We start from the raw sequence: 21,086 nt of genomic DNA, 5'->3' as shown, positions 1-21,086 counted from the left end.
AGATGAATATTCTTATCGTTGGCGCCGGCCTGTATGGATCGATTTGCGCGTATGAGCTGGGTCGGCGAGGCCATACGTGCAAGGTGATCGAGAAGCGCGAGCACATTGGCGGCAATGTCTTCACGCGATACGAAGAAGCCGCCGATTGCCATGAGCACGTTTATGGCGCGCACATCTTTCACACCAATTCCGAGAAGATCTGGAATTACGTGCGTCAGTTCGCGGACTTCAATCATTACGTCAATCGCGTCAAGGTTGCGCATGGCGACGCGCTGTACAGCTTTCCGATCAATCTGCTGACGCTGTACCAGGTGTTCGGCACGCGTACGCCGGAAGCGGCGCGCGAGCGCCTCGCGGCCGAGCTCGTGGCGAACGACAACCCTGCGAATATGGAGGAGTTCTGTCTTTCCGCGATCGGGCCGACGCTCTACACGCTGTTCATCGAAGGCTACACGGCAAAGCAGTGGGGGCGGCATCCGCGCGACATGCCGGCCGCCGCGGTGAAGCGGCTTCCGGTGCGCTTCACGTTCGACGACAACTACTTCAATGACCGGTATCAGGGCATTCCTGTCGGCGGCTATACGGCCATCATCGAAAAGATGCTCGAACGTGCCGAGGTGGAAACCGGCGTCGACTTCAACGCCGATCGCGACGCGTGGATGCGCGCGTATGACCTGGTCATCTACACCGGCGCACTCGATGCGTTCTTCGACTATCGATTGGGCACGCTCGAGTATCGCTCGTTGCGTTTCGAGCGCGAGATTCTCCCTGTGCGCGACTTTCAGGGCAACGCTGTCATCAACTACACGGAGCAGTCCGTGCCGTGGACACGTGTCATCGAACACAAGCATTTCGATCTGAGCCTGAAGGCCGACAAGACGCTGGTGACGCGCGAATATCCTGCGGCCTGGGAGCGCGGCCAGATCGAGTACTACCCCGTGAACAACGACACGAACGATGGGCTCTACCAACGCTATCGTGCGCTGGCGGACGCGCTGGGTCACAAGGTCCATTTCGGCGGACGACTCGCGGAGTATCGCTACTACGACATGCACCAGATCGTCGGGGCCGCGCTGGCGTTTTGCAGCCGGGTTTCGGCTTGATGGGACGCGCGGCGGTGCGCGTGTTGAGGTGTGAGGACGCAAGGCGCGGCTAGCGCACGGGCGGCGCGCATCGACGCGGGCGCGGACGGTCATGACCTCCGCGCGACGGTGCCAGGCGTTGTGCGACGGCTCGCTGCAAGCCGACACAAGGCGGCGTATGCTCAGCCGTCTCGGGTCCGCCCGCGCGGCTGGCCCGCAGCCGTTTGCCCACCTCAATCTGGAGCCACCATGGAACAACGCAGGATCGGCACTTCCGCCTTGCAGGTCGCACCGCTCATGTTCGGCGGCAACGTGTTCGGCTGGACCGCCGACGAAGCCACCTCGTTCTCGATTCTCGACGCGTTCACCGACGCGGGCCTGAATTTCATCGATACCGCCGACGTCTACTCCGCCTGGGTGCCGGGCAACGAGGGCGGCGAGTCGGAGACGATCATCGGCAAATGGCTCGCGCGCAGCGGCAAGCGCGACAAGGTCGTGATCGCCACCAAGGTTGCCAAGTGGCCGCGTCATCCGGGGCTTTCGGCCGCAAATATCGAAGCCGCCGTTGAAGATTCGCTGCGTCGCCTTCAGACCGATTACATCGACGTGTATTTCTCGCACGAAGACGACCAGAAGGTGCCGCTCGAAGAAACGCTGGGCGCGTATCAGCGGCTGATCGAGGCCGGCAAGATTCGGGTGGCGGGCGCGTCGAACTACACGGGCGCGCGCATCGAGGAAGCCCTCGCCATCGCGCAGAAACACAATCTGCCCAAGTATCAGATCATGCAGCCGGAGTACAACCTGTACGACCGCGCCGCCTATGAGGCCGATCTGGAGCCCGTTGCGCTGGCCCAGCAGGTTGCGGTCGTGCCCTATTACAGCCTCGCAAGCGGCTTTCTGTCGGGCAAGTACCGGTCGCGCGAGGATCTGTCGAAAAGCGCGCGCGGCTCGCGCGTGGAGAAGTATCTGGATCATCGCGGCATCCGCATTCTCGCGGCGCTCGATTTCGTGGCGGAACGCCACGGCAGCACGCTCGCGGCCGTGGCGCTCGCGTGGCTGATCGCGCGCCCGAGCATTACGGCGCCGATCGCCAGCGCGACGTCGCTCGAGCAACTGGAGAGCCTCGTGGCCGCCGTGCGCCTGAAGCTGGATCCGGCGGATATCCAGGCGCTCAACGAAGCGAGCGCCTGACGGCCGTCCAGTGCCGAGCCGAAAGCCGCGCGCGCCGCGCCGGCCGCGCCGGCCGGTTAATCCAGGTGTCCTAACGGACATGGCGGGCGCGCCCGAGGCCGCCCGCCACGCAAGTCACTGAGTAGAATCAAGAAAGTGTGGTCTGCTGGATATTTTCCTGATATCATTGAGAGTGAATTGAGATCTTTGCCTGTTTTGTTGCCGTGTTCGTTACTGTTGGCGGCCGCAAACCGGCGGTCAGGTGTGTTGCAGCAAGGTCAACCTGATCGCGTTCCGCTGTGAACCCCCTACTTCTCTTTTCCGGCCTCCGTGGCCGCCTTGCCTCTCGTTCCGCCCCAGCGTGGCGAACGACCGGAGGGCCGGCGCGCGAAACGTCATTCGACATTCGCGCCTTTGAACATATCAAGTGTTTTGAGTTAGGAAATACATGACGACGATTCTTCTGAAGGAAAACGAGCCGTTTGAAGTGGCGATCCGCCGCTTCCGCCGCGCAATCGAAAAGAACGGCCTGATCGCTGAACTGCGTGAGCGCCAATCGTACGAAAAGCCGACGGCCGTGCGTAAGCGCAAGAAGGCAGCTGCAGTCAAGCGCCTGCACAAGCGCCTGCGCAGCCAGATGCTGCCGAAGAAGCTCCACTAAGAGCTTTTTCAACGCTTCGGCGTTCCGCCAGACGGCGGCGCATGCTTCGCAAGAAGCTGCGCCGCCGTTTGCATTTCTGCGCGGTTTTTCTCGCGCTGTCACGCCGCCGCTTTATCTGCCCCGCTAGTTAACCGTCACGCCCGGAATTCGCTCAGGTGCCGGCTTGCGCGCGCGATTTCGCGGGTGTGGTCTTGCTCTTGGCCTTCGCTTTGCTCTTTACGCCGCCAAGCGCGGCGCAGGCGTCCCGACAACAGCAATCGCGTTCGTGGTCGTTCACCATGCCCACTGCCTGCATGAACGCATAGCAGATGGTCGTGCCGATGAACTTGCAGCCGTACTTCTTGAGCGCCTTGCTGAGCGCGTCCGAAACATCCGTGGACGTGGGCGCGTCGCGATACGACGCGAGATCGTTCTGAATGGGTGTGTCGTCGACGAATGACCAGATGAACTGCGCGAGCGAACCGTGCTCCGCGCGAATCTGCTGCACGGCGCGCGCGTTGAGGATGGCCGACTCGATCTTGGCGCGATTGCGCACGATCGAGGCGTCCTGCATGAGCGTTTCGACGTGCTTCGGCGTGAAGCGCGCAACCTTGTCGACATCGAATCCGGCGAACGCACGGCGATAGCCCTCGCGCTTGTTGAGGATCGTGGACCACGACAGCCCGGCCTGCGCGCCTTCGAGGATGAGCATTTCGTAGAGGTGCTGGTCGTCGCGCGAGGGCACGCCCCACTCTTCGTCGTGGTATTGCGCGAGTGCGTCGCTCGTCACCCAGTTGCAGCGGTGTGTCACGGTGAATTCTCCTGGCCGGTGGCGCGTGCGGTGATATCCGATCGCGCCAAGCATAGCGGATCGGGCTCGCCGCGCCACCTGGCCATCCGGCTAATTGTGCGAACCGCGCCAAGCCGTTAGTCTCTGCGGCACGGCGGGATTTTGCGGCGACGCGGTCCATCGCTTCACCCTTGATTCGACATTCAACGGCGCGCGCGGCGCGGCAAACACTATGCAGACAGATACCTGGTTGATCGGCGTGGACGGCGGGGGCACCGGCACGCGCGTCGCGCTCGGCAACGCACAAGGCGTGGAGGTCGCGCGTGCATCGGCGGGACCGTCGGGACTGGGCCTCGGCATCGCGCGCGCGTGGGAGTCGATCGAGGAAGGCGCGCGCGGTGCGTTTGCGCAGGCCGGTGCCGCATTCGACTGGTCGCATTGCGTGCTCGGTTGTGGCCTCGCGGGCGTAAACAATCCCGACTGGCTCGCCGCGTTTCTCGGCTCGGCGCCGCCGGTTGCGGGCCTCGCTGTCGAGAGCGACGCCTACACCACGCTGCTCGGCGCACACGGCGGCGAGCCGGGCGTGGTGGTCGCGCTCGGCACCGGCAGCATCGCGGCGGCGCTCGACGCGTGCGGCGATTGCCGTATCGCGGGCGGTTTCGGCTTTCCTTCGGGCGACGAGGCGAGCGGCGCGTGGTTCGGTCTGCGCGCGATCGTCTGGGCGCAGCAGTCGCTCGACGGACGCGTCGAGCCCGACGCGCTGTCGCAGGCGCTGCTCGCGCAGACGCAATCGCGCGACCGCGAGAGTCTGATCGTCTGGCAGTGCGCGGCCAACCAGACCGCCTACGCGAGTCTCGCGCCCGTCGTGCTCGCGCATCGCGAGCATCCTTTCGTGCGCAAACTGCTCGCTGAAGCCGGCGAAGCCATCGCGCGCCTGATCGGTGCGCTCGATCCTGCCGCGTCGCTGCCCGCCGCGCTTGCGGGCGGTCTCGGTCAGCCGTTGCGCGAATGGGTGCCGCAAGCCGTGCGCGAGCGTCTGCGTGCGCCGCTGGCCGACTCCGCGAGCGGCGCGTTGCGGCTTGCGCAGCGCGAAGCGGTTCGGCTCGGGCGTGCCTGAATGCGCCGGAATGCGCCTGAATCGGGTCGAATCCGCTCGATCCGGGTTCAGCGCGCGGCGCGTGCAGCGTGCCGGTCCTCGCCGGGCCGCTGCCACGCCGCCAGGCACAAGGTGCTAGCATTCAGGGTTTCCCCGCTCACCGCCAGAATCGCCATGTACAAGGTCATCGCAACCGATCTCGACGGAACGCTGCTCAACGCCGACCATCAGGTCGATCCGTTCACGGTTGCCACGCTGCAAACGCTCGACGCCCAGGGCATCCGGTTCATCATCGCGACCGGCCGCCATTATTGCGATGTCGCGGCCATTCGCGGCGTGCTGGGCGTGCCCGCGTACCTGATCACCTCGAACGGCGCGCGCGTGCACGCTCCCGACGACGCGCTGATTCACGCAAGCAATCTGCCGGAACCGATGATCCGCCGCCTCGTCGCGCCGGACACCGTCGGCGCGCATGGCCGCGTGATCGTGAGCCTCTACACCGACAAGGAATGGTTCATCGACCGCGACGCGCGCGAGCTGCTCGCATTCCATCAGGACTCGGGTTTCACGTACCGCGTGACGGACGACCTGGCCACGCTCGGCAGCGCGGGCATCGCGAAGGCCTTGTATATCGGCGAGCCGGCCGATCTCGCGCATGTGCGCAGCCGCCTCGAGCGCGAGTTCGGCGACGCGCTCTACATCACCTACTCGCTGCCCGACTGTCTCGAAGTGATGGTGGCCGGCGTGTCGAAGGGCCGTGCGCTGCGCGTGGTGCTCGAGCGTCTCAATGAGCAGGCCGCGCGTTGTGTGGCGTTCGGCGACAACATGAACGACATCGACATGCTCGAAACGGCGGGTCATCCGTTCATGATGAACAACGCGAATCCCGATCTGATCACGCGCCTGCCGCAGGTGCCGCGCATCGGCAATAACTTCGAAGCGGGCGTGGCGCATCATCTGCGCAAGCTGTTCGCAATCGAAGACGAAATCGCGCGCTGATTCCGGCGCGCATTTCAGCGTTCATTCCGCGTTATTTTTTACGCGATTTCCGCGGGTGTCGGCATTGCCGAGGTAAAGGCGCGGCGTTGAAGAATGCGGCGCCTTTACAGCCGTTATTGCGACGCGGGCAGCATCGCGCAGGGACAGTCGTCGGCGCGTCCATCGAGACCTTCGCGGTCGTGCGAGAAACTCGCTCGCGGCTGCTCACCGCTCCAGTCGATACGCACGACGTAGATGCTGTCGAAATCGGCGCTCTTCCATTTCGGCACGTCGGCCGCCTCGCCGCCGTGCTCCGCCACGATCTTGCGCACGAGTGATTCGATCTCGCGATGTTCCCAGCCGATCAGCACGGTGCGTTTGTTCCACGCCGGATCGAGCAGCGTCTTTTCGAGCGCGTCGGTGTGCGAATGGCCGTAGGGCGTTTGAATCGGCAAGCCGAACTGGATGGCGGTTGGCTCGACGGTCGCGAGCGGGCGCACGTAGTAATAAGCGTGGCCGCGATCGTCTTTCTGCTCGCCCGGATCGGGCGCGAACACGGCGTCGGGCTTGCCGTATTTCGCGGCGATCACCGCGGGCAGCGCGAGCGCCCGATTCAATCCTTTGCAATTGAGCTGGCCGAGCCCCGCGTCGGGCTTCTCGCCGTGACGCACGAAAATCAGCGTCTCGACGTCCTGGCCGGTTTTTGCCTCGGCGCTGCTTGCGCCCGAGAGCGCGGTCACAGCCAGGGCCGCGACGATCGCGCAGTTTTTCGCACGGTGCGCCAGCGTCGAATATCGTAAATGCGTCATGCTGGCGCCTTGATTTCGGGGTGATCGGGTCGTCCGATTCTAGCCGAGCCAACGAAAACGGGCGCCGCAGCGCCCGTGATTGTCGCGTGCGGGCGTAGGCTCGCACGTAGCGTGACAGCGTTCGATCAGGCGTCGCGGCGACCCGCGATCAGCGGATACACCACGCCCGCGATCACCGCGCCGATGATCGGTGCGATCCAGAACAGCCAGAGTTGCGAGATGGCTTCGCCGCCCACGAAGAGCGCCGGGCCGGTCGAGCGCGCCGGATTCACCGAGGTATTCGTGACGGGAATCGAAATCAGGTGGATGAGCGTGAGGCACAGGCCGATCGCGATCGGTGCGAAGCCGGCGGGCGCGCGCTTGTCGGTCGCGCCGAGAATCACGAACAGGAAAAACGCGGTCATCACGACTTCGCAGACGAAGGCGGCGGTGAGCGAGTAATGACCCGGCGAGTGATCGCCGTAACCGTTGGTGGCGAAACCGCTGGCGACGAGGTCGAAGCCCGGCTTGCCGGAGGCGATGCACGCGATGACCGCCGCACCGATGGTCGCGCCGATGACCTGTGCGACGATGTACGGCACGAGGTCGCGTACCGGAAAGCGGCCCGCAACCGTGAGGCCGACGCTGACGGCCGGGTTCAGGTGGCAGCCCGAGATATGACCGATGGCGAATGCCATTGTGAGCACCGTGAGGCCGAACGCGAGTGCGACGCCCACGAAGCCGATGCCGAGACCGTGAACCGGGCCGGCGAAGCTGGCGGCGAGCACCGCGCTGCCGCAGCCGCCGAGTACGAGCCAGAACGTGCCGAACATCTCGGCGAAAAGCCGTTTGGATAAGTGCATTGTGTGACGCCTCAATAAGTCATTTGATGGGGCCGCTTATTGCACCGGCTCCAGGAAATGCCAGATTCTAGGCAGTCGCGTAAAGTGTGGGTGTCAAGGATTGTCAATTCTGATGTAATTGTTCTCATTATTGCGACAGATGCGTTCCGAATTTCATCGACAGTGCCAAATGGCTATTTATCGAATATCGCTATAAAACAGTATTAATAGCGATTGCTAATTCGCCGCATTGCGTCTAATCTCCGTTCGAGTCGGTTACATTGACAAAGAAGGGGGGAGGGAAAAATGTCGCAATATTCAGAACTCAAAGCCCAGATCGCACGTCTGCAGGAGCAGGCAGACGAGGCGCGGCGCACCGAAATCTCGGACGTCATCACCATGATCCGGGAGAAGATCGCGGAGTACGGCCTGTCCGCGCAGGACCTCGGCTTCGCCGTGGCCGCCCGGCGCGGACGCCCGCCCAAGAAGGCGCCGCTGCCGCCGCGCTATCAGGACCCGAAGTCCGGCGCCACGTGGAGCGGGCGCGGCAAGCCGCCGAAATGGATCGCGGGCAAGAACCGCGAGCGATATCTGATCGCTTGATCGCGAGGGCGTCCGGTCGCCCGCGCGCGCGTCGTTTTCGTCGCATCGCGTATTTGCTTATCCAATAAAAAGAGCCGCATGATTCATGCGGCTCTTTTTTCGACTGACGGCAAAGCAATGCTAATGCTCGTTGGCAATCGTTGATGCAAATCGCAATTACGCTGCGCGCAAACGATTCACTTTGCGGTTTCTTCCCCTTTCCGGGCATTTATCTCAGAAAGGGGCATGCAGCCTGATTAGCCTCCCGCGGCGACACGGCGCAACATCGGACGGCGAGCCGCTTCGATCAGCGTCGAATAGCTTTCGAGATAATTACTGGCCATGGTGTGCGAAGTGAAACGACGTTCGAATTCCGCGCGAATGGTGTCGCGCGAGAGCGAGTCGATGTTTTGCAGCGCGGCCACGGCGCCCTGCGCGTCTTCGCAGATAAAACCGGTCACGCCCGGCTCGATCACCTCGGGCACCGAGCCGCGGTTGAACGCGATCACCGGCGTGCCGCACGCCATTGCTTCGATCATCACCAGACCGAACGGCTCCGACCAGTCGATCGGGAACAGCAGCGCCTTGGCGCCGGACAGGAACTCGGGCTTCTGCGCTTCGTTGATTTCGCCGACGAACTCCACGTGCGCCTGCGAAAGCAGCGGCTCGATTTCCGTCTTGAAGTAGTCCTGGTCGACCTTGTCCACCTTCGCGGCGATCTTCAGCGGCAGGCCGGAGAGCGCGGCGATCTTGATAGCCGTGTCCACGCGCTTTTCCGGGCAGATGCGGCCGAGAAACGCGAGGTACTCGGGCTTCTTGTCGGTGCGCGGCGTGAGCAGATCCTTCGGCAGGCCGTGATAGATCGTGTTCAGCCAGTTAGCCTGGTGCAGCGGCTGGCGCTGCGAGTCCGAGATCGAAATCACCGGCGCTTGCGGGAACGAGTCGAACACCGGCTGCAATTCGGGCAGGTCGAGACGGCCGTGCAGCGTGGTGACGAACGGCGTGTCGAGCGTCGAGAACAGCGGGAACGGCAGGTAGTCGAGGTGGAAGTGCAGCACGTCGAACTCGTGGGCCATGCGGCGCACGCGTTCGAGCAGCACGATGTGCGGCGCGAGCGCGTCGCGCACGGTCGGGTCGAGGCGCAGCGCGCGCGGCCAGGCGGCCTCCAGCTTTGCCGAGGTGACCGAATCGCCGCTGGCGAACAGCGTCACGTCGTGGCCGAGGTCGACGAGCGCTTCGGTCAGATAGGACACGACGCGCTCGGTGCCGCCGTAGAGCTTCGGCGGAACGGCTTCGTAAAGTGGCGCAATTTGGGCGATTCGCATAGGTCTGATCTCCTTGGCAAAGACCGCGTGGAAGGCGTTTGATGAACGCGGTCACTGCGGTGGTCATGCGGTTTGGGGTTATCCCTGAGTCCGATTATGAAGATTTGAGAACGCGTGACGAGTTGTTTTGCAATCCCTTAATGTTGTTACAGCGGGAAACACCGGCTGTAAGGACGCGTTGCAAAGCGTGACGCGCGAGGCGCAGCGAATGAGCAAACCGCATTCCCGAAAAATCAATAGGTTCCGGCCCTCTGAAATAAAGGCGAATGACCGTGCACATCTCTGTTACGCGTCAATGAATTCGCTTTTATAATCTCCAGAGGAATGCGGCGGTTATGCCAATAACATCGTTAGTTGCCCTTCCTCTCGCCCCTTTTGCTTCTTTGTCAGAAAAACACCTACACATTAAGCGGTGTTTTTCTTGCATCGCGTCGCGGCATCCTTCCGATTTTCATTTGGGGCCACCCTAGCCACAATGCGGGGACGACCACTAAACGGGCCGTTCGCCTCGCCTTGCGCTGTTCGCGCTGCGTCGAACGAGCAAACGTTTCCGCACCAGGCCTGACCAGCCGCTACGTTTCGAATTCGGGGGTATCCATGAGCGCGACGACGCAAAGCGACATGCTCAGCGAGATCAAGGAAGTGAATCTGTCGTACCTGTTGCTCGCGCAACGTCTGTTGCGCGAAGACCGGCCGACGGGCATGTTCCGTATGGGCATCTCGGAGCAGCTGGCCGACGTGCTGGCCAATCTCACCTTCGCGCAGACGGTGCGCCTCGCCGCATCGAATCAACTGCTGTGCCGCTTCCGCTTCGACGATCACGCCATCCTTGGCGCACTCGCCGACAAGGGCAAAGCCGCGCAAACGCATTCCGCCATCCTCATGGCCGGCCAGGGCGTCGAGCAGGTCAACTGACCTGCCGCCCGGCTCACCTCGCGGCCCGCTGGTGCCGCGCCCATCCAGGATCCACGCGTGATCCATTCGGGGGTCTATGGCGACACTAACGGCGACGCATGCCGCGGCAGGCGCAGTCTCTCAGGCTGCGCCCTGCGCCCTGCTGGATTCCGCGGCCGGTTCCGCGGATACGAACATCAGCACCGGCGACACCCTGCAGGACAGCGGCACACCCGCGGCGAAGCCGTCCACCCAACCCGCGACGAAGGGCGCAGCGAAGGGCACCACTAAGGGCGCAAGCCGCGGCGCGCCGCGCAGTGTCGTGCTCGAGGTCAAGGAAATCGCACTGGCGATCGAAATGATCGAACTCGGTGCACGCCTGCAGATGCTCGAAGCGGAAACCTCGCTGTCGCGCGACCGCCTGATCCGTCTTTATAAGGAAGTGAAGGGCGAATCGCCGCCCAAGGGCATGCTGCCGTTCTCGACCGACTGGTTCATGACGTGGCAGCCCAACGTGCATTCCTCGCTGTTCTACAACACGTTTCTGTTCATGAGCGGACAGGGACGCTGCGACACCGTGCGCGCGATCGTGAAGAGCTACCGGCTCTATCTCGAACACATGCGTCTGCACGACGAAGAGCCCGCGCTGAGCCTGACGCGCGCCTGGACGCTGGTGCGCTACTTCGCCTCCGGCCTGTTGCAGCTGACGTCGTGTTCGCGCTGCGGCGGCCGTTTCGTCGCGCACGCGCACGATCCGCAACGCGGCTTCGTCTGCGGACTGTGCCAGCCGCCTTCGCGCGCAGGGCGCACGCGCCGCAACGCCGAAGCGGTCCACGCTTCCTGATTGCGGGTGCGCGCGTGCTTCGGCCCGATCCCGCGCATCCAGAAAGGGCGACAGATTGCCGCTGTACGCCACGTCCGGCATCGTCGCGGTTTGCGTCCTGCTTTTCACCGCGCCTTTCACCCCGCCGCCTTGCGCCGTATTGCCCCTCGCCGCCCGCGCCGCGCGGCGCGCTCCGGCGATCCGGCCCTCCAACGTTTGCGTCTGCGAGGGTCGCGTGCGGATCCAATCCCAAAGTTTTTCGCACTGGTGCCGTAAACCCAACTAAGGGCGCGGGCCAATGACGGTCCGCGGCGCATTCTTCCAGTGAGGGTCCGGCAGTGCTGATTATCGTGGGAACACTCGTGACGTTGTTGTCGGTCTTCGGCGGCTATGCGATGGAGGGCGGCCATCTCGGCGCGCTCATGCAGCCCGTGGAAGTGCTGATGATCGCCGGTGCGGGCGTCGGCGCGTTCATTCTCGGCAACGGCATCAAGACCATCAAGGCCACGCTCGGCGTCCTTCCGACGCTCTTCAAGGGCGCGAAGTACAACAAGGACGTCTACATGGAGCTGCTCGCGCTGCTCTATGTCCTGCTCGCGAAGGCGCGCAAGGAAGGGACGCTCACGCTCGAAGCGGATATCGACGATCCGCAGAAGAGCCCGATCTTCACGCAGTACCCGAAGATCCTGGCCGACAAGCACATCGTCGAATTCCTGAGCGATTACCTGCGTCTGATGGTCGGCGGCAACATGAATGCTTTCGAGATCGAAAGCCTCATGGACGAGGAAATCGAAACGCATCACGCCGAAGGCGAAGCGCCCGCGCACGCGCTCTCGAAGGTGGGCGACGCGATGCCGGCGTTCGGTATCGTGGCGGCGGTGATGGGCGTGGTGCACACGATGGCGTCGGCCGACAAGCCGCCCGCGGTGCTCGGCGAGATGATCGCCCAGGCGCTCGTCGGCACCTTCCTCGGCATTCTGCTTTCGTACGGTCTGATCGGCCCGCTCGCCTCGCTCGCCGAGCAGCGCGTGACCGAGTCGACCAAGATGTTCCAGTGCATCAAGGTGACGATTCTCGCGAGCCTGAACGGCTACGCTCCGGCGATCGCCGTGGAATTCGGCCGCAAGGTGCTGTTCTCGACCGAGCGCCCGTCGTTCTCCGAACTGGAAGAACACGTGCGCCGCGTCAAGGCGAAATAAGGCGGGCGGCCCGATGAGCAACAACAAGGACCGCGCCATTGTCGTGAAGCGCGTCGCCCCGAAAAAGGGCGGCCACCACGGCGGTGCATGGAAGCTGGCCTACGCGGACTTCATGACCGCGATGATGGCGTTCTTCCTGCTGATGTGGCTGCTCAGCTCGGCCTCGACGGTGCAGTTGAAGGGCATTGCCGACTACTTCAACCAGCCGCTCAAGGTCACGCTGTGGGGCGGCGATCGCAGCGCGGAAGACTCGTCGATCGTGAAGGGCGGCGGGCGCGACATCTCCTCGCAGGACGACGGCGTCACGCGCCGCAGCGACGGCATGACCGCGCGCACCGACCGCAGCACGGTCAAGCACAACGACGACGAAGCCTCGAAGACGCAGCAAGGCTCGCTCGAGCGCCAGGAACAGGTGCGCCTGCACGATCTGCAGGTGAAGCTGATGGCGGCGATCGAGGCGAATCCGGTGCTGCGCCAGTTCAAGCAGCAGATCCGCATCGATTCGACGCTGCAGGGCCTGCGCATCGAGATCGTCGACTCGCAGAAGCGGCCGATGTTCGCGACGGCGCGCGACGTGGTCGAGCCGTACATGCGCGACATCCTGCAGGCGATCGGCAAGACGCTCAACGACGTGCCCAACCGCATCGTCGTGCAAGGCCACACCGACGCCGTGCCGTACGCGGGCGGCGAGAAGGGCTATAGCAACTGGGAACTGTCGGCGGACCGCGCGAACGCGTCGCGCCGCGAGCTGATCGCGGGCGGCATGGACGAGGCGAAGGTGCTGCGCGTGCTGGGTCTTGCGTCGACGCAGAACCTGAACAAGGCCGATCCGCTCGATCCCGAGAACCGGCGCATCAGCATCATTGTGTTGAACAAGAAGTCGGAAGAGGCGTTGATGCACGACGACTCGACCACGACCACGCTGTCCGACGACGCGGCGGGCTCCGGCAAGGCGCTGTCTGCGGGCGCGCTGATGTCGGGCGGCCCGGCTGGCGGCGCGGCCGGTTCGGCAAACAGCAGCGCGCCGGCGATGCAGAAGCTGCCGCCGCTGCTGTCGGCCGCGCCTGCGGCGAGGCCGGCGGCGGCCGTCGCACCGCCCGCGCCGAATGTAGCACCGGCGGTCGCACCCGAGCTGGCGCCTGCGTTGCCCGCCAGGTCGGAGGCGCCGTGAGGCCGGGGAACGACAGCAACGGGACAACGGCGGCGTGGCAAGCGCGAACGAGGAACGGATGATCCGAAATATTCTGGCGATCGACGATTCGGCGTCCATGCGGGAGATCCTGCGTGCGGCGTTCGGCTCGGCGGGTTACGAGGTCACGGTGGCCAACGACGGCGAGGACGGTCTCGAGCATGCGCTCGCGCAGCGTTTCGACCTCGTGCTCACCGACCTGTACATGCCGCGCATGGGCGGGCTCGACCTGATCAAGCGCTTGCGCGACAACCCGTCGTACCAGGAAACGCCGATCCTCGTCTTGACCACGGAGTCGGATGAAGGCTTCAAGGCGGCCGTTCGCGAGGCAGGCGCGACCGGCTGGATCGAAAAACCGGTGGACCCGGAGCTGCTCGTCGATCTGGCGAGCGCGCTCGGCGAACCGAACACATGACATGAGGCGCGCTGCGGCGGTCGGTTTGCACTGCCAACGGCAGACGCAGCGGCCACCCACGCATTAATCGCGGTGAAAGAGCAATGACTCTCGACATCACTCAGTTCTATCAGACGTTTTTCGACGAGGCGGACGAGCTGCTCGCGCAGATGGAGCAGCTTCTCCTGAACCTGAACGTCGGCCGCCCCGATCCCGAAGATCTGGCGGCGATCTTCCGCGCGGCGCACTCGATCAAGGGTGGCGCGGCGACGTTCGGCTTCACGGCGCTCACCGAGACGACCCACATCCTGGAGTCGCTGCTCGATCGCGCGCGCAACAACGAACTCGTCCTGCGCAAGGACATGATCGACACGTTCCTTGAAACCAAGGACGTGCTTTCCGACCAGCTCGCCGCGTACCGCGCGAGCGCCGAGCCCGACGCGGCGGCCGCAGCGGCCGTGTGCGCGAAGCTCGAGCGTCTCTACGCGGAAAGCCGCGGTCTGCCCGCCGCCGAGGCGGCGCCGGCGCCCGTGGTGGCCGCGCCCGCGCCGATCGCGCCGCCGCCCGCACCGGCGATGGACAGCGAAGAAGATCTCGACGCGGCGTTCGAAGCGAACCTGCCGTCGGCGCTGGCTGCCGCCGCGCCGGCCGCGGCTGTCGCGGCCGGCGGCGCGCCCGAGCACGTCGTCGACGAGGCGATGCAGGCGACGCCGACCGCGCCTGCGGCACCCGCAGCGCCTGCGGCACCGGCCGCTGCCGGCGCCGAAGGCCCGCATCTGCGCATCACGCTGCGCAAGGTCGACGCGAAGGATCAGGAACTGCTCGCCGAAGAACTGGGCAACCTGGGCCGCATCGTCGGTCAGCTCAAGACCGGCGACGACATCACGCTCTGGCTCGAAACCGACGTGCCGTCCGACGACATCGTCGCGGTCTGCTGCTTCGTGATCGACGAAAGCCAGATCTCGATCGGCCGGGGTTCCGCGCCGCAGGACGACGCGCCCGCCGAACCGGCGCCGCTCGCCCAGATTCCCCCGGCGCCCGCCATGCCGGCCGCGCCCGCACCTGTCGCCCCCGTCGCAGCCGCGCCGGCGGCTCCGGCAGTCGCGGCTGCGCCCGTGGCCGCACCGGCTGCGCCTGTCGCCGCGCCCGCTCCGGCGGCACCGGCCGCCGCCGCGCACGCCGACCACGAACGCAAGGCGCGTCCGGCCGCCGCCGCATCGGCGGAAGGCAGCTCGATCCGCGTCGGCGTGGAGAAGGTCGACCAGTTGATCAACCTCGTCGGCGAGCTCGTGATCACCCAGGCGATGCTGGCGGAAACCAGCAGCGCCTTCGATCCGGCGCTGCACGACCGCCTCTTCAACGGCATGGCGCAGCTCGAGCGCAACGCGCGCGATCTGCAGGAAGCGGTGATGTCGATCCGCATGATGCCGATGGATTACGTGTTCAGCCGCTTCCCGCGTCTCGTGCGCGACCTCGCCGCGAAACTGGGCAAGGAAGTGGAACTGGTCACGTTCGGCCAGGCGACCGAACTCGACAAGAGCCTGATCGAGCGCATCATCGATCCGCTGACCCACCTCGTGCGCAACTCGCTCGACCACGGCATCGAAACCGTGGAAGCGCGCCGCGCGGCAGGCAAGGACGCGACCGGCCAGCTGGTGCTGTCCGCCGCGCACCACGGCGGCAACATCGTCATCGAAGTGAGCGACGACGGCGCGGGTCTGCGTCGCGACAAGATTCTCGCCAAGGCGGTCAAGCAGGGCATGACGGTCAGCGACACGATGACCGACGAGGAAGTCTGGAACCTGATCTTCCTGCCGGGCTTCTCGACGGCCGAACAGGTCACCGACGTCTCGGGCCGCGGCGTGGGCATGGACGTGGTCAAGCGAAACATCCAGGCGATGGGCGGCCACGTGGAGATCAGCTCGCACGCGGGCAAGGGCAGCACGACGCGCATCGTCCTGCCGCTCACGCTGGCGATTCTCGACGGCATGTCCGTGAAGGTCGGCAACGAGATCTTCATCCTGCCGCTGAACTTCGTGATGGAGTCGCTGCAACCGCGCCACGAAGACATCTACACCGTCACCAACGGCGACCGCGTGGTGCGCGTGCGCGGCGAATATCTGCCGCTCGTCGCGCTGCACCAGTGCTTCAACGTCGATGGCGCGCGCACGGATCCGACGCAGGGCATCGTCACCATCATGGAGACGGAAGGCCGCCGCTTCGCGATGCTGATCGACGAACTCGTCGGCCAGCAGCAGGTCGTGGTGAAGAACCTCGAAACGAACTACCGCAAGGTGCACGGCATTTCGGCGGCGACCATTCTGGGCGACGGCAGCGTCGCGCTGATTGTCGACGTGGCCGCGCTGAACCGCGAAACGCGTGCGTCGCACGGCGTGGGGGCGGGCATGAAGGGCGGCGCCAACGCGGGTTCGTTCCAGGAATTCGCCTGAGAGCGTGCGTGCGATTGATAGCCGATCGAAACACAACGCATCAACCAACCATTTCCCAACCGTTCAGGGGCTAACGTGGCAGAAGTCCAATCCATCCAGGGCGGCGGCGCGCAGGGCGCAGTCGCTGGCGCGCACCGCCGCGACGCGCAACAGGCCGACGCAGGCGGTCAGGAGTTCCTCGTCTTCACGCTGGGCGCGGAAGAGTACGGCATCGACATTCTCAAGGTCCAGGAAATCCGCGGCTACGAGAGCGTCACGCGCATCGCCAACGCGCCCGATTTCATCAAGGGCGTGATCAATCTGCGCGGCATCATCGTGCCGATCGTGGACATGCGCATCAAGTTTCACCTGGGCCGTGTCGAGTACGACCACCAGACCGTCGTGATCATCCTGAACGTCGCGCATCGCGTGGTGGGCATGGTGGTGGACGGCGTGTCCGACGTGCTCACGCTGCAGGCCGACCAGATCATGCCCGCGCCGGAGTTCGGCGCGACGCTCACGACCGAGTACCTCACGGGTCTCGGCACCGTGGACGGCCGCATGCTGATCCTGATGGACATCGAGAAGCTCATGACGAGCCGCGAGATGGAACTCATCGAGGCGCTCAGCGCTTAAGCGGTCGCGAGCGATCGCAGGCAGTCGCAGGCAGTCGCAGGCAGTCGCAAGCGGGCACGGTTGATACAGGCACGGACAGGTACGACAGGGCAACAAGGCGAGGTAGCTTCGGGGGTGAGGCCGCAAGGCCCGCGTTAGAGGAAGAGCGGAAAGCCGCCGGCATCAGACCGGTCAGAGCGGCGCACCGCCATGACCTTCGACGCGCCCGCGGCACCACGGCGAAACGGCCCGCCAACGTCGCACAGGACAGGAGCAAACGATGTTGCACAGATGGTCGATCCGCACGACGCTCACGGGCGTCGGGGTCATTCTCCTGGCGCTGACCGTGCTGGTCGGCGCGCTCGGACTCGTCGCGCTCGGCAACGCGGGCGATTCGCTCGCGACGATTGCGCGCGGCGATCTCGTCGCGATGCATTCGCTCAACGACGCGTCGTCGTATCTGCTGCGCTCGCGCGTGTCGCTCGACCGCGCGAATTCGCTCTACGCGGCGGGGCAGAACGACGAGGCGAAGAAGGTCATCGACCGCGCCGACGTGCTGCTCGGCAAGTCGAACGACGCGTGGAAGGTCTTCCAGTCCGCGCCGAAGGCCGGCATCGACGCCGCCACGCTCGACACGCTCAACACCAAACGCGCGTCGCTCCTCAGCGACGGCGTGCAGCCCGAATTCACGGCGCTGCGGGCCAACGATCTGGCGGCGTATCACGCGATCGCCGACACGAAGATCAGCCCGATGTTCGTCGATTACGACAACTCGGCGGCGCCGATCGCGCAGCAGTTGCAGGACGGCGCGCAGGCGCGCGAAGAAAGCGCGCGCTCGCAGATTTCGCTGATGCGCACGCTGATCGGCGCGGTGATTCTGGTCGCGCTGGTGCTCGTGGTGGCGATCCGCTTCGCGATGCGCGGCCTGATCGTGCAGCCGCTCGAAGACGCGGTGAAGAGCTTCGAGCGCATCGCGCAGGGCGATCTCACCGAACGCATCGAGGTCTACAGCAACAACGAGATCGGCCGTCTGTTCGCGGGCGTCAAGCGCATGCAGGACAGCCTTGTTTCGCTCGTCTCCGCCGTGCATAACGGCGCGGGTTCGATCGACGTGGGCGCGCGCGAAATCGCGATGGGCAACACCGATCTCTCGCAGCGCACCGAGCAGCAGGCCGCATCGCTGCAGGAGACGGCGTCGAGCATGGAGCAGCTCACCGGCACCGTGCGCCAGAACGCCGAGAACGCGCGCCAGGCGAGCCAGCTGGCCGTGAACGCGTCCGATATCGCGACGCGCGGCGGCGAGGTGGTCGGCGAAGTGGTGCACACGATGCAGGACATCGCCGCGAGTTCGGCGAAGGTCGTCGACATCATCAGCGTGATCGAGGGCATTGCGTTCCAGACCAATATTCTGGCGCTCAACGCGGCCGTGGAAGCGGCGCGCGCGGGCGAGCAGGGCCGCGGTTTCGCGGTCGTGGCCGGCGAAGTGCGCACGCTCGCGCAGCGCAGCGCGGGCGCGGCCAAGGAAATCAAGGAACTCATCAACGATTCCGCCCAGAAGGTGCAGAGCGGCTCGCAACTGGTGGGCCGCGCGGGCACGACGATGGACGACATCCTTCAGGCCGTGCGTCGCGTGACCGACATCATGGGTGAGATCAGCGCGGCGTCCGAGGAGCAGTCGAGCGGCATCGAGCAGGTCAATCGCGCCGTCACGCAGATGGATACGGTCACGCAGCAGAACGCGGCGCTGGTCGAGCAAGCGGCGGCGGCAGCAGCTTCGCTCGAAGAGCAGACGCGCAATCTGCAAGGCGTGCTGGGGACGTGGCGCACGAACGGGGCCGATCGTGGCGATCGTGCGGATCGTGCCGATCGCGGCGCGTCGAACGGCGTCTCGCGCGCACATAACGTAACAAAGCCTTCAGTTTCCGCCGCGCCTGCCGTTGCTGCAAAGACGGATGCGCAGTTTGCAGCGGCGCCCGCGAAGCGTGTGACGCCGACGGCGTCCGCCGCCGCCAAACCCGCAGCCGCAGCCGCTGCCACGGCGACGGGTGCGAAGGCGGCACCGGCCGCGAAGGCGGCGGTACGCGCCGAGCCGCAGGCGGCGCCGGTCAGGGTGGCGGCTTCCGCGAAGGACGATTCCGACTGGGAAACGTTCTGAGCGTGAGCAGGGTCGGCGGCAGAGGCAACGGTTAAAGCAGCAGAGCAGCAAAAACGCATCACGGCAATCATCCACGCAACAACCAAGAAGTAGACACACGCAGACGAGAACGGCAATGCAACTGAGCGCATCATCACGGCAAGAATCGCCCCGCGCCGCTGCCCGCAAGGCAGCGCCCGCGCCGCGCGCCGCGCTTGCGCACGCATTGCAGGCGCTCGGAAGTGCGCAGACACTCGCGGCAATGCGCGCAGCGCGCGTAGGGGCAAGATCATGAAGTCGCTGCGGTTTTCCCGCACCGGAAGCACTACCCAGGCCGATCGCGGCGAGCGTGGCGACGCAACGCGTCTCGCGTCCGGCGCATCGGGCGAAGGCGCCGCGCGCGACTTCGACTTCACGACGGCGGACTTCGAGCGCATCCGCTCGTTGATCCATCGCCGCGCGGGCATTTCGCTCTCGGACCACAAGCGCGACATGGCCTACAGCCGACTCGCGCGGCGTCTGCGCGCGCTCGGTCTCGACAGCTTCCGCGAGTATCTCGACGAACTCGAAAAGCGCAACGACGCGGGCGAGTGGGAAGCGTTCACCAACGCGCTCACGACCAACCTCACGGCGTTCTTCCGCGAGGCGCATCACTTCCCGATCCTCGCGGATTTCGTGAAGCGCCGCCCGCAGCCGGTTTCGGTGTGGTGCTCGGCGGCGTCGACGGGCGAGGAACCGTACTCGATCGCGATGACGCTGATCGAGGCGCTCGGCGACCGCGCCGCCCGCGAGGCGCGCGTGCTGGCCACCGATCTGGACACCCAGGTGCTCGCGAAAGCGGACGCGGGCGTCTACGCCTACGACCAGGTCAAGCACCTCACGCCCGAACGTCTGAAGCGCTTCTTCCTGAAGGGCACGGGCTCGCATGCGGGCCTCGTGAAGGTGCGCCCGGAACTGCGTCAGATGATCAAGTTCGAGCAGCTCAATCTCACCGACGCGGACTACGGCCTGCGCCAGAACTTCGACGCGATCTTCTGCCGCAACGTGATGATCTACTTCGACAAGCCGACCCAGGCGCAGGTGCTCACGCGCTTCGAGCCGCTGATGAAGCCGGACGGCCTGCTGTTCGCGGGGCATTCGGAGAACTTCACCTACGTGACGCAGGCCTTCCGCCTGCGCGGCCAGACCGTCTACGAACTCACGCGTGGACGCGGCGCGGCGACGTCCGCCGCAAGCGCGACGGGTAGCACGGCAAGCAGCGCGACCGGCAGCGCGAAAGCGCCCGCGAAGTCCGAAGCAGGAGCGAGCGTATGAGCACACGCCTGCCGATCGCGACCAATCGCTACTTCGACGCGCACTTCCAGCGCCCCGGCGTGAAGCTGCTGCCGAACGAATTCTTCACCACGAACGAAGACATGGTGCTCGTCACCGTGCTCGGTTCGTGCGTGGCGGCCTGCATCCAGGACCGCACCGCGGGCATCGGCGGCATGAATCACTTCATGCTCCCCGACGACGGCGCCGACGCGGGCACCGCGCCCGTGGGCTCCGACGCGATGCGCTACGGCGCCTACGCGATGGAAGTGCTGATCAACGAACTGATCAAGGCAGGCGGCCGCCGCGAGCGCTTCGAAGCCAAGGTGTTCGGCGGCGCGGCCGTGCTGGCGGGCATGACGACGATGAATATCGGCGACCGCAACGCCGCGTTCGTGCGCCGTTATCTGGCGACGGAAAGCATCCGCATCGTCGCCGAGGATCTGCAGGGCTCGCATCCGCGCAAGGTCGCGTTTTTGCCGCGCACGGGTCAGGTGATGGTCAAGAAGCTGCGTCTGTCGCAGGACACGGGCGTGGCCGAGCGCGAACAGGCGCTCGCCCAGCAGACGGCCGAAGCGCGCGCCGAGCGTCTTGCACGCGCGCGCGCCCGCGTCGAGCTGTTCGGACTCAATGGCGCGGCGCGCCCGGGCGCGCCTGGCGCGGCGGGCGGCGCTGCCGGCAACCACTTTTCAACATCCACGCCGCAGCCGGCGCGGCCGCGCGTCGAGCTGTTCGGCGCGGGCTCGACCCCGGCCACGCGGCTTCCCGGTCATGACAACGCCCGGACAGTAGAGGAGGCGTGAAC

At 65.3% G+C, this 21,086-nt stretch carries 20 protein-coding genes; 16 read left to right on the top strand and 4 right to left on the bottom strand.

Annotated features, from left to right (window positions below):
* Nucleotides 1-2: 2 nt before the first annotated feature.
* The 3 genes from glf to rpsU all read left to right on the top strand — a co-directional run bounded on the left by glf (nt 3) and on the right by rpsU (nt 2,913).
* Complete coding sequence (gene glf, locus BMY06_RS09515) at nt 3-1,103, top strand: UDP-galactopyranose mutase (RefSeq protein WP_074982819.1); 1,101 nt, start codon at nt 3-5, stop codon at nt 1,101-1,103.
* Between the two features lie 228 nt (nt 1,104-1,331).
* Nucleotides 1,332-2,273 (top strand): aldo/keto reductase, encoded by a 942-nt coding sequence (locus BMY06_RS09510; protein WP_074982817.1) that lies wholly within the window; start codon nt 1,332-1,334, stop codon nt 2,271-2,273.
* A gap of 427 nt (nt 2,274-2,700) precedes the next feature.
* Nucleotides 2,701-2,913: a 30S ribosomal protein S21 gene (rpsU, locus tag BMY06_RS09505; protein WP_006401410.1), complete on the top strand. Its 213-nt coding sequence runs from the start codon at nt 2,701-2,703 to the stop codon at nt 2,911-2,913.
* A gap of 151 nt (nt 2,914-3,064) precedes the next feature.
* Here rpsU and BMY06_RS09500 read toward each other — a convergent pair whose 3' ends face one another.
* Nucleotides 3,065-3,703, bottom strand: a complete 639-nt coding sequence (locus tag BMY06_RS09500) for a DNA-3-methyladenine glycosylase I (protein ID WP_074983000.1) — start codon at nt 3,701-3,703, stop codon at nt 3,065-3,067.
* Between the two features lie 211 nt (nt 3,704-3,914).
* Here BMY06_RS09500 and BMY06_RS09495 point away from each other — a divergent pair, with 211 nt between their 5' ends.
* Nucleotides 3,915-4,799, top strand: a complete 885-nt coding sequence (locus BMY06_RS09495) for a glucosamine kinase nucleotide-binding domain-containing protein (protein ID WP_074982815.1) — start codon at nt 3,915-3,917, stop codon at nt 4,797-4,799.
* Nucleotides 4,800-4,952: 153 nt separating this feature from the next.
* Nucleotides 4,953-5,777 carry a Cof-type HAD-IIB family hydrolase gene (locus BMY06_RS09490; protein WP_065065253.1) on the top strand — a complete coding sequence of 275 codons (825 nt, stop codon included), beginning with the start codon at nt 4,953-4,955 and terminating at the stop codon, nt 5,775-5,777.
* Between the two features lie 113 nt (nt 5,778-5,890).
* Here BMY06_RS09490 and BMY06_RS09485 read toward each other — a convergent pair whose 3' ends face one another.
* Both BMY06_RS09485 and aqpZ read right to left on the bottom strand, forming a co-directional pair.
* Nucleotides 5,891-6,565 carry a histidine phosphatase family protein gene (locus tag BMY06_RS09485; RefSeq protein ID WP_124262282.1) on the bottom strand — a complete coding sequence of 225 codons (675 nt, stop codon included), beginning with the start codon at nt 6,563-6,565 and terminating at the stop codon, nt 5,891-5,893.
* A 125-nt stretch (nt 6,566-6,690) separates the two neighbouring features.
* A complete protein-coding gene (aqpZ, locus tag BMY06_RS09480) occupies nt 6,691-7,407 on the bottom strand; it encodes an aquaporin Z (RefSeq protein ID WP_074982813.1) in 717 nt (238 codons plus the stop codon).
* A gap of 285 nt (nt 7,408-7,692) precedes the next feature.
* Here aqpZ and BMY06_RS09475 point away from each other — a divergent pair, with 285 nt between their 5' ends.
* Entirely contained in the window at nt 7,693-7,989 is a 297-nt protein-coding gene (locus BMY06_RS09475) for an H-NS histone family protein (RefSeq protein WP_065065251.1), read from the top strand.
* A gap of 236 nt (nt 7,990-8,225) precedes the next feature.
* On the opposite strand, the gene BMY06_RS09470 is transcribed toward BMY06_RS09475, so the two are convergent.
* Nucleotides 8,226-9,293 carry a glycosyltransferase family 4 protein gene (locus BMY06_RS09470; protein ID WP_065065250.1) on the bottom strand — a complete coding sequence of 356 codons (1,068 nt, stop codon included), beginning with the start codon at nt 9,291-9,293 and terminating at the stop codon, nt 8,226-8,228.
* Between the two features lie 597 nt (nt 9,294-9,890).
* Between BMY06_RS09470 and flhD the strand changes: the two genes are divergently transcribed.
* From flhD to cheD, 10 genes are all read left to right on the top strand, one after another.
* Nucleotides 9,891-10,208: a flagellar transcriptional regulator FlhD gene (gene flhD, locus BMY06_RS09465; RefSeq protein WP_065065249.1), complete on the top strand. Its 318-nt coding sequence runs from the start codon at nt 9,891-9,893 to the stop codon at nt 10,206-10,208.
* Between the two features lie 301 nt (nt 10,209-10,509).
* On the top strand, nt 10,510-11,031 hold the full coding sequence (gene flhC / locus BMY06_RS09460) for a flagellar transcriptional regulator FlhC (protein ID WP_258365493.1): 522 nt from the start codon (nt 10,510-10,512) through the stop codon (nt 11,029-11,031).
* Between the two features lie 317 nt (nt 11,032-11,348).
* The gene (gene motA / locus BMY06_RS09455) at nt 11,349-12,209 is read left to right on the top strand and encodes a flagellar motor stator protein MotA (RefSeq protein WP_074982811.1); all 861 of its coding nucleotides are present in this window, start codon (nt 11,349-11,351) and stop codon (nt 12,207-12,209) included.
* 13 nt (nt 12,210-12,222) lie between these two features.
* Entirely contained in the window at nt 12,223-13,380 is a 1,158-nt protein-coding gene (gene motB, locus BMY06_RS09450) for a flagellar motor protein MotB (protein WP_080180611.1), read from the top strand.
* Between the two features lie 58 nt (nt 13,381-13,438).
* Nucleotides 13,439-13,813, top strand: coding sequence for a response regulator (locus BMY06_RS09445; RefSeq protein WP_065065597.1), 375 nt, complete (start codon nt 13,439-13,441; stop codon nt 13,811-13,813).
* An 83-nt stretch (nt 13,814-13,896) separates the two neighbouring features.
* Complete coding sequence (gene cheA / locus BMY06_RS09440; protein ID WP_074982809.1) at nt 13,897-16,242, top strand: chemotaxis protein CheA; 2,346 nt, start codon at nt 13,897-13,899, stop codon at nt 16,240-16,242.
* A gap of 75 nt (nt 16,243-16,317) precedes the next feature.
* Nucleotides 16,318-16,857, top strand: a complete 540-nt coding sequence (locus tag BMY06_RS09435; RefSeq protein WP_065065599.1) for a chemotaxis protein CheW — start codon at nt 16,318-16,320, stop codon at nt 16,855-16,857.
* A 259-nt stretch (nt 16,858-17,116) separates the two neighbouring features.
* Nucleotides 17,117-18,991 carry a methyl-accepting chemotaxis protein gene (locus BMY06_RS09430; RefSeq protein ID WP_074982807.1) on the top strand — a complete coding sequence of 625 codons (1,875 nt, stop codon included), beginning with the start codon at nt 17,117-17,119 and terminating at the stop codon, nt 18,989-18,991.
* 270 nt (nt 18,992-19,261) lie between these two features.
* On the top strand, nt 19,262-20,284 hold the full coding sequence (locus BMY06_RS09425) for a CheR family methyltransferase (RefSeq protein ID WP_074982805.1): 1,023 nt from the start codon (nt 19,262-19,264) through the stop codon (nt 20,282-20,284).
* On the top strand, nt 20,281-21,084 hold the full coding sequence (gene cheD, locus BMY06_RS09420) for a chemoreceptor glutamine deamidase CheD (protein WP_065065603.1): 804 nt from the start codon (nt 20,281-20,283) through the stop codon (nt 21,082-21,084). The genes BMY06_RS09425 and cheD overlap by 4 nt, the downstream gene beginning before the upstream one ends.
* Nucleotides 21,085-21,086: the final 2 nt, after the last annotated feature.

The organism is Paraburkholderia tropica, assembly GCF_900109265.1.
Classification (GTDB): domain Bacteria; phylum Pseudomonadota; class Gammaproteobacteria; order Burkholderiales; family Burkholderiaceae; genus Paraburkholderia; species Paraburkholderia tropica.
Note: the sequence above shows the minus strand (reverse complement) of the source record. Positions and strands in the feature narration are given on the sequence as shown.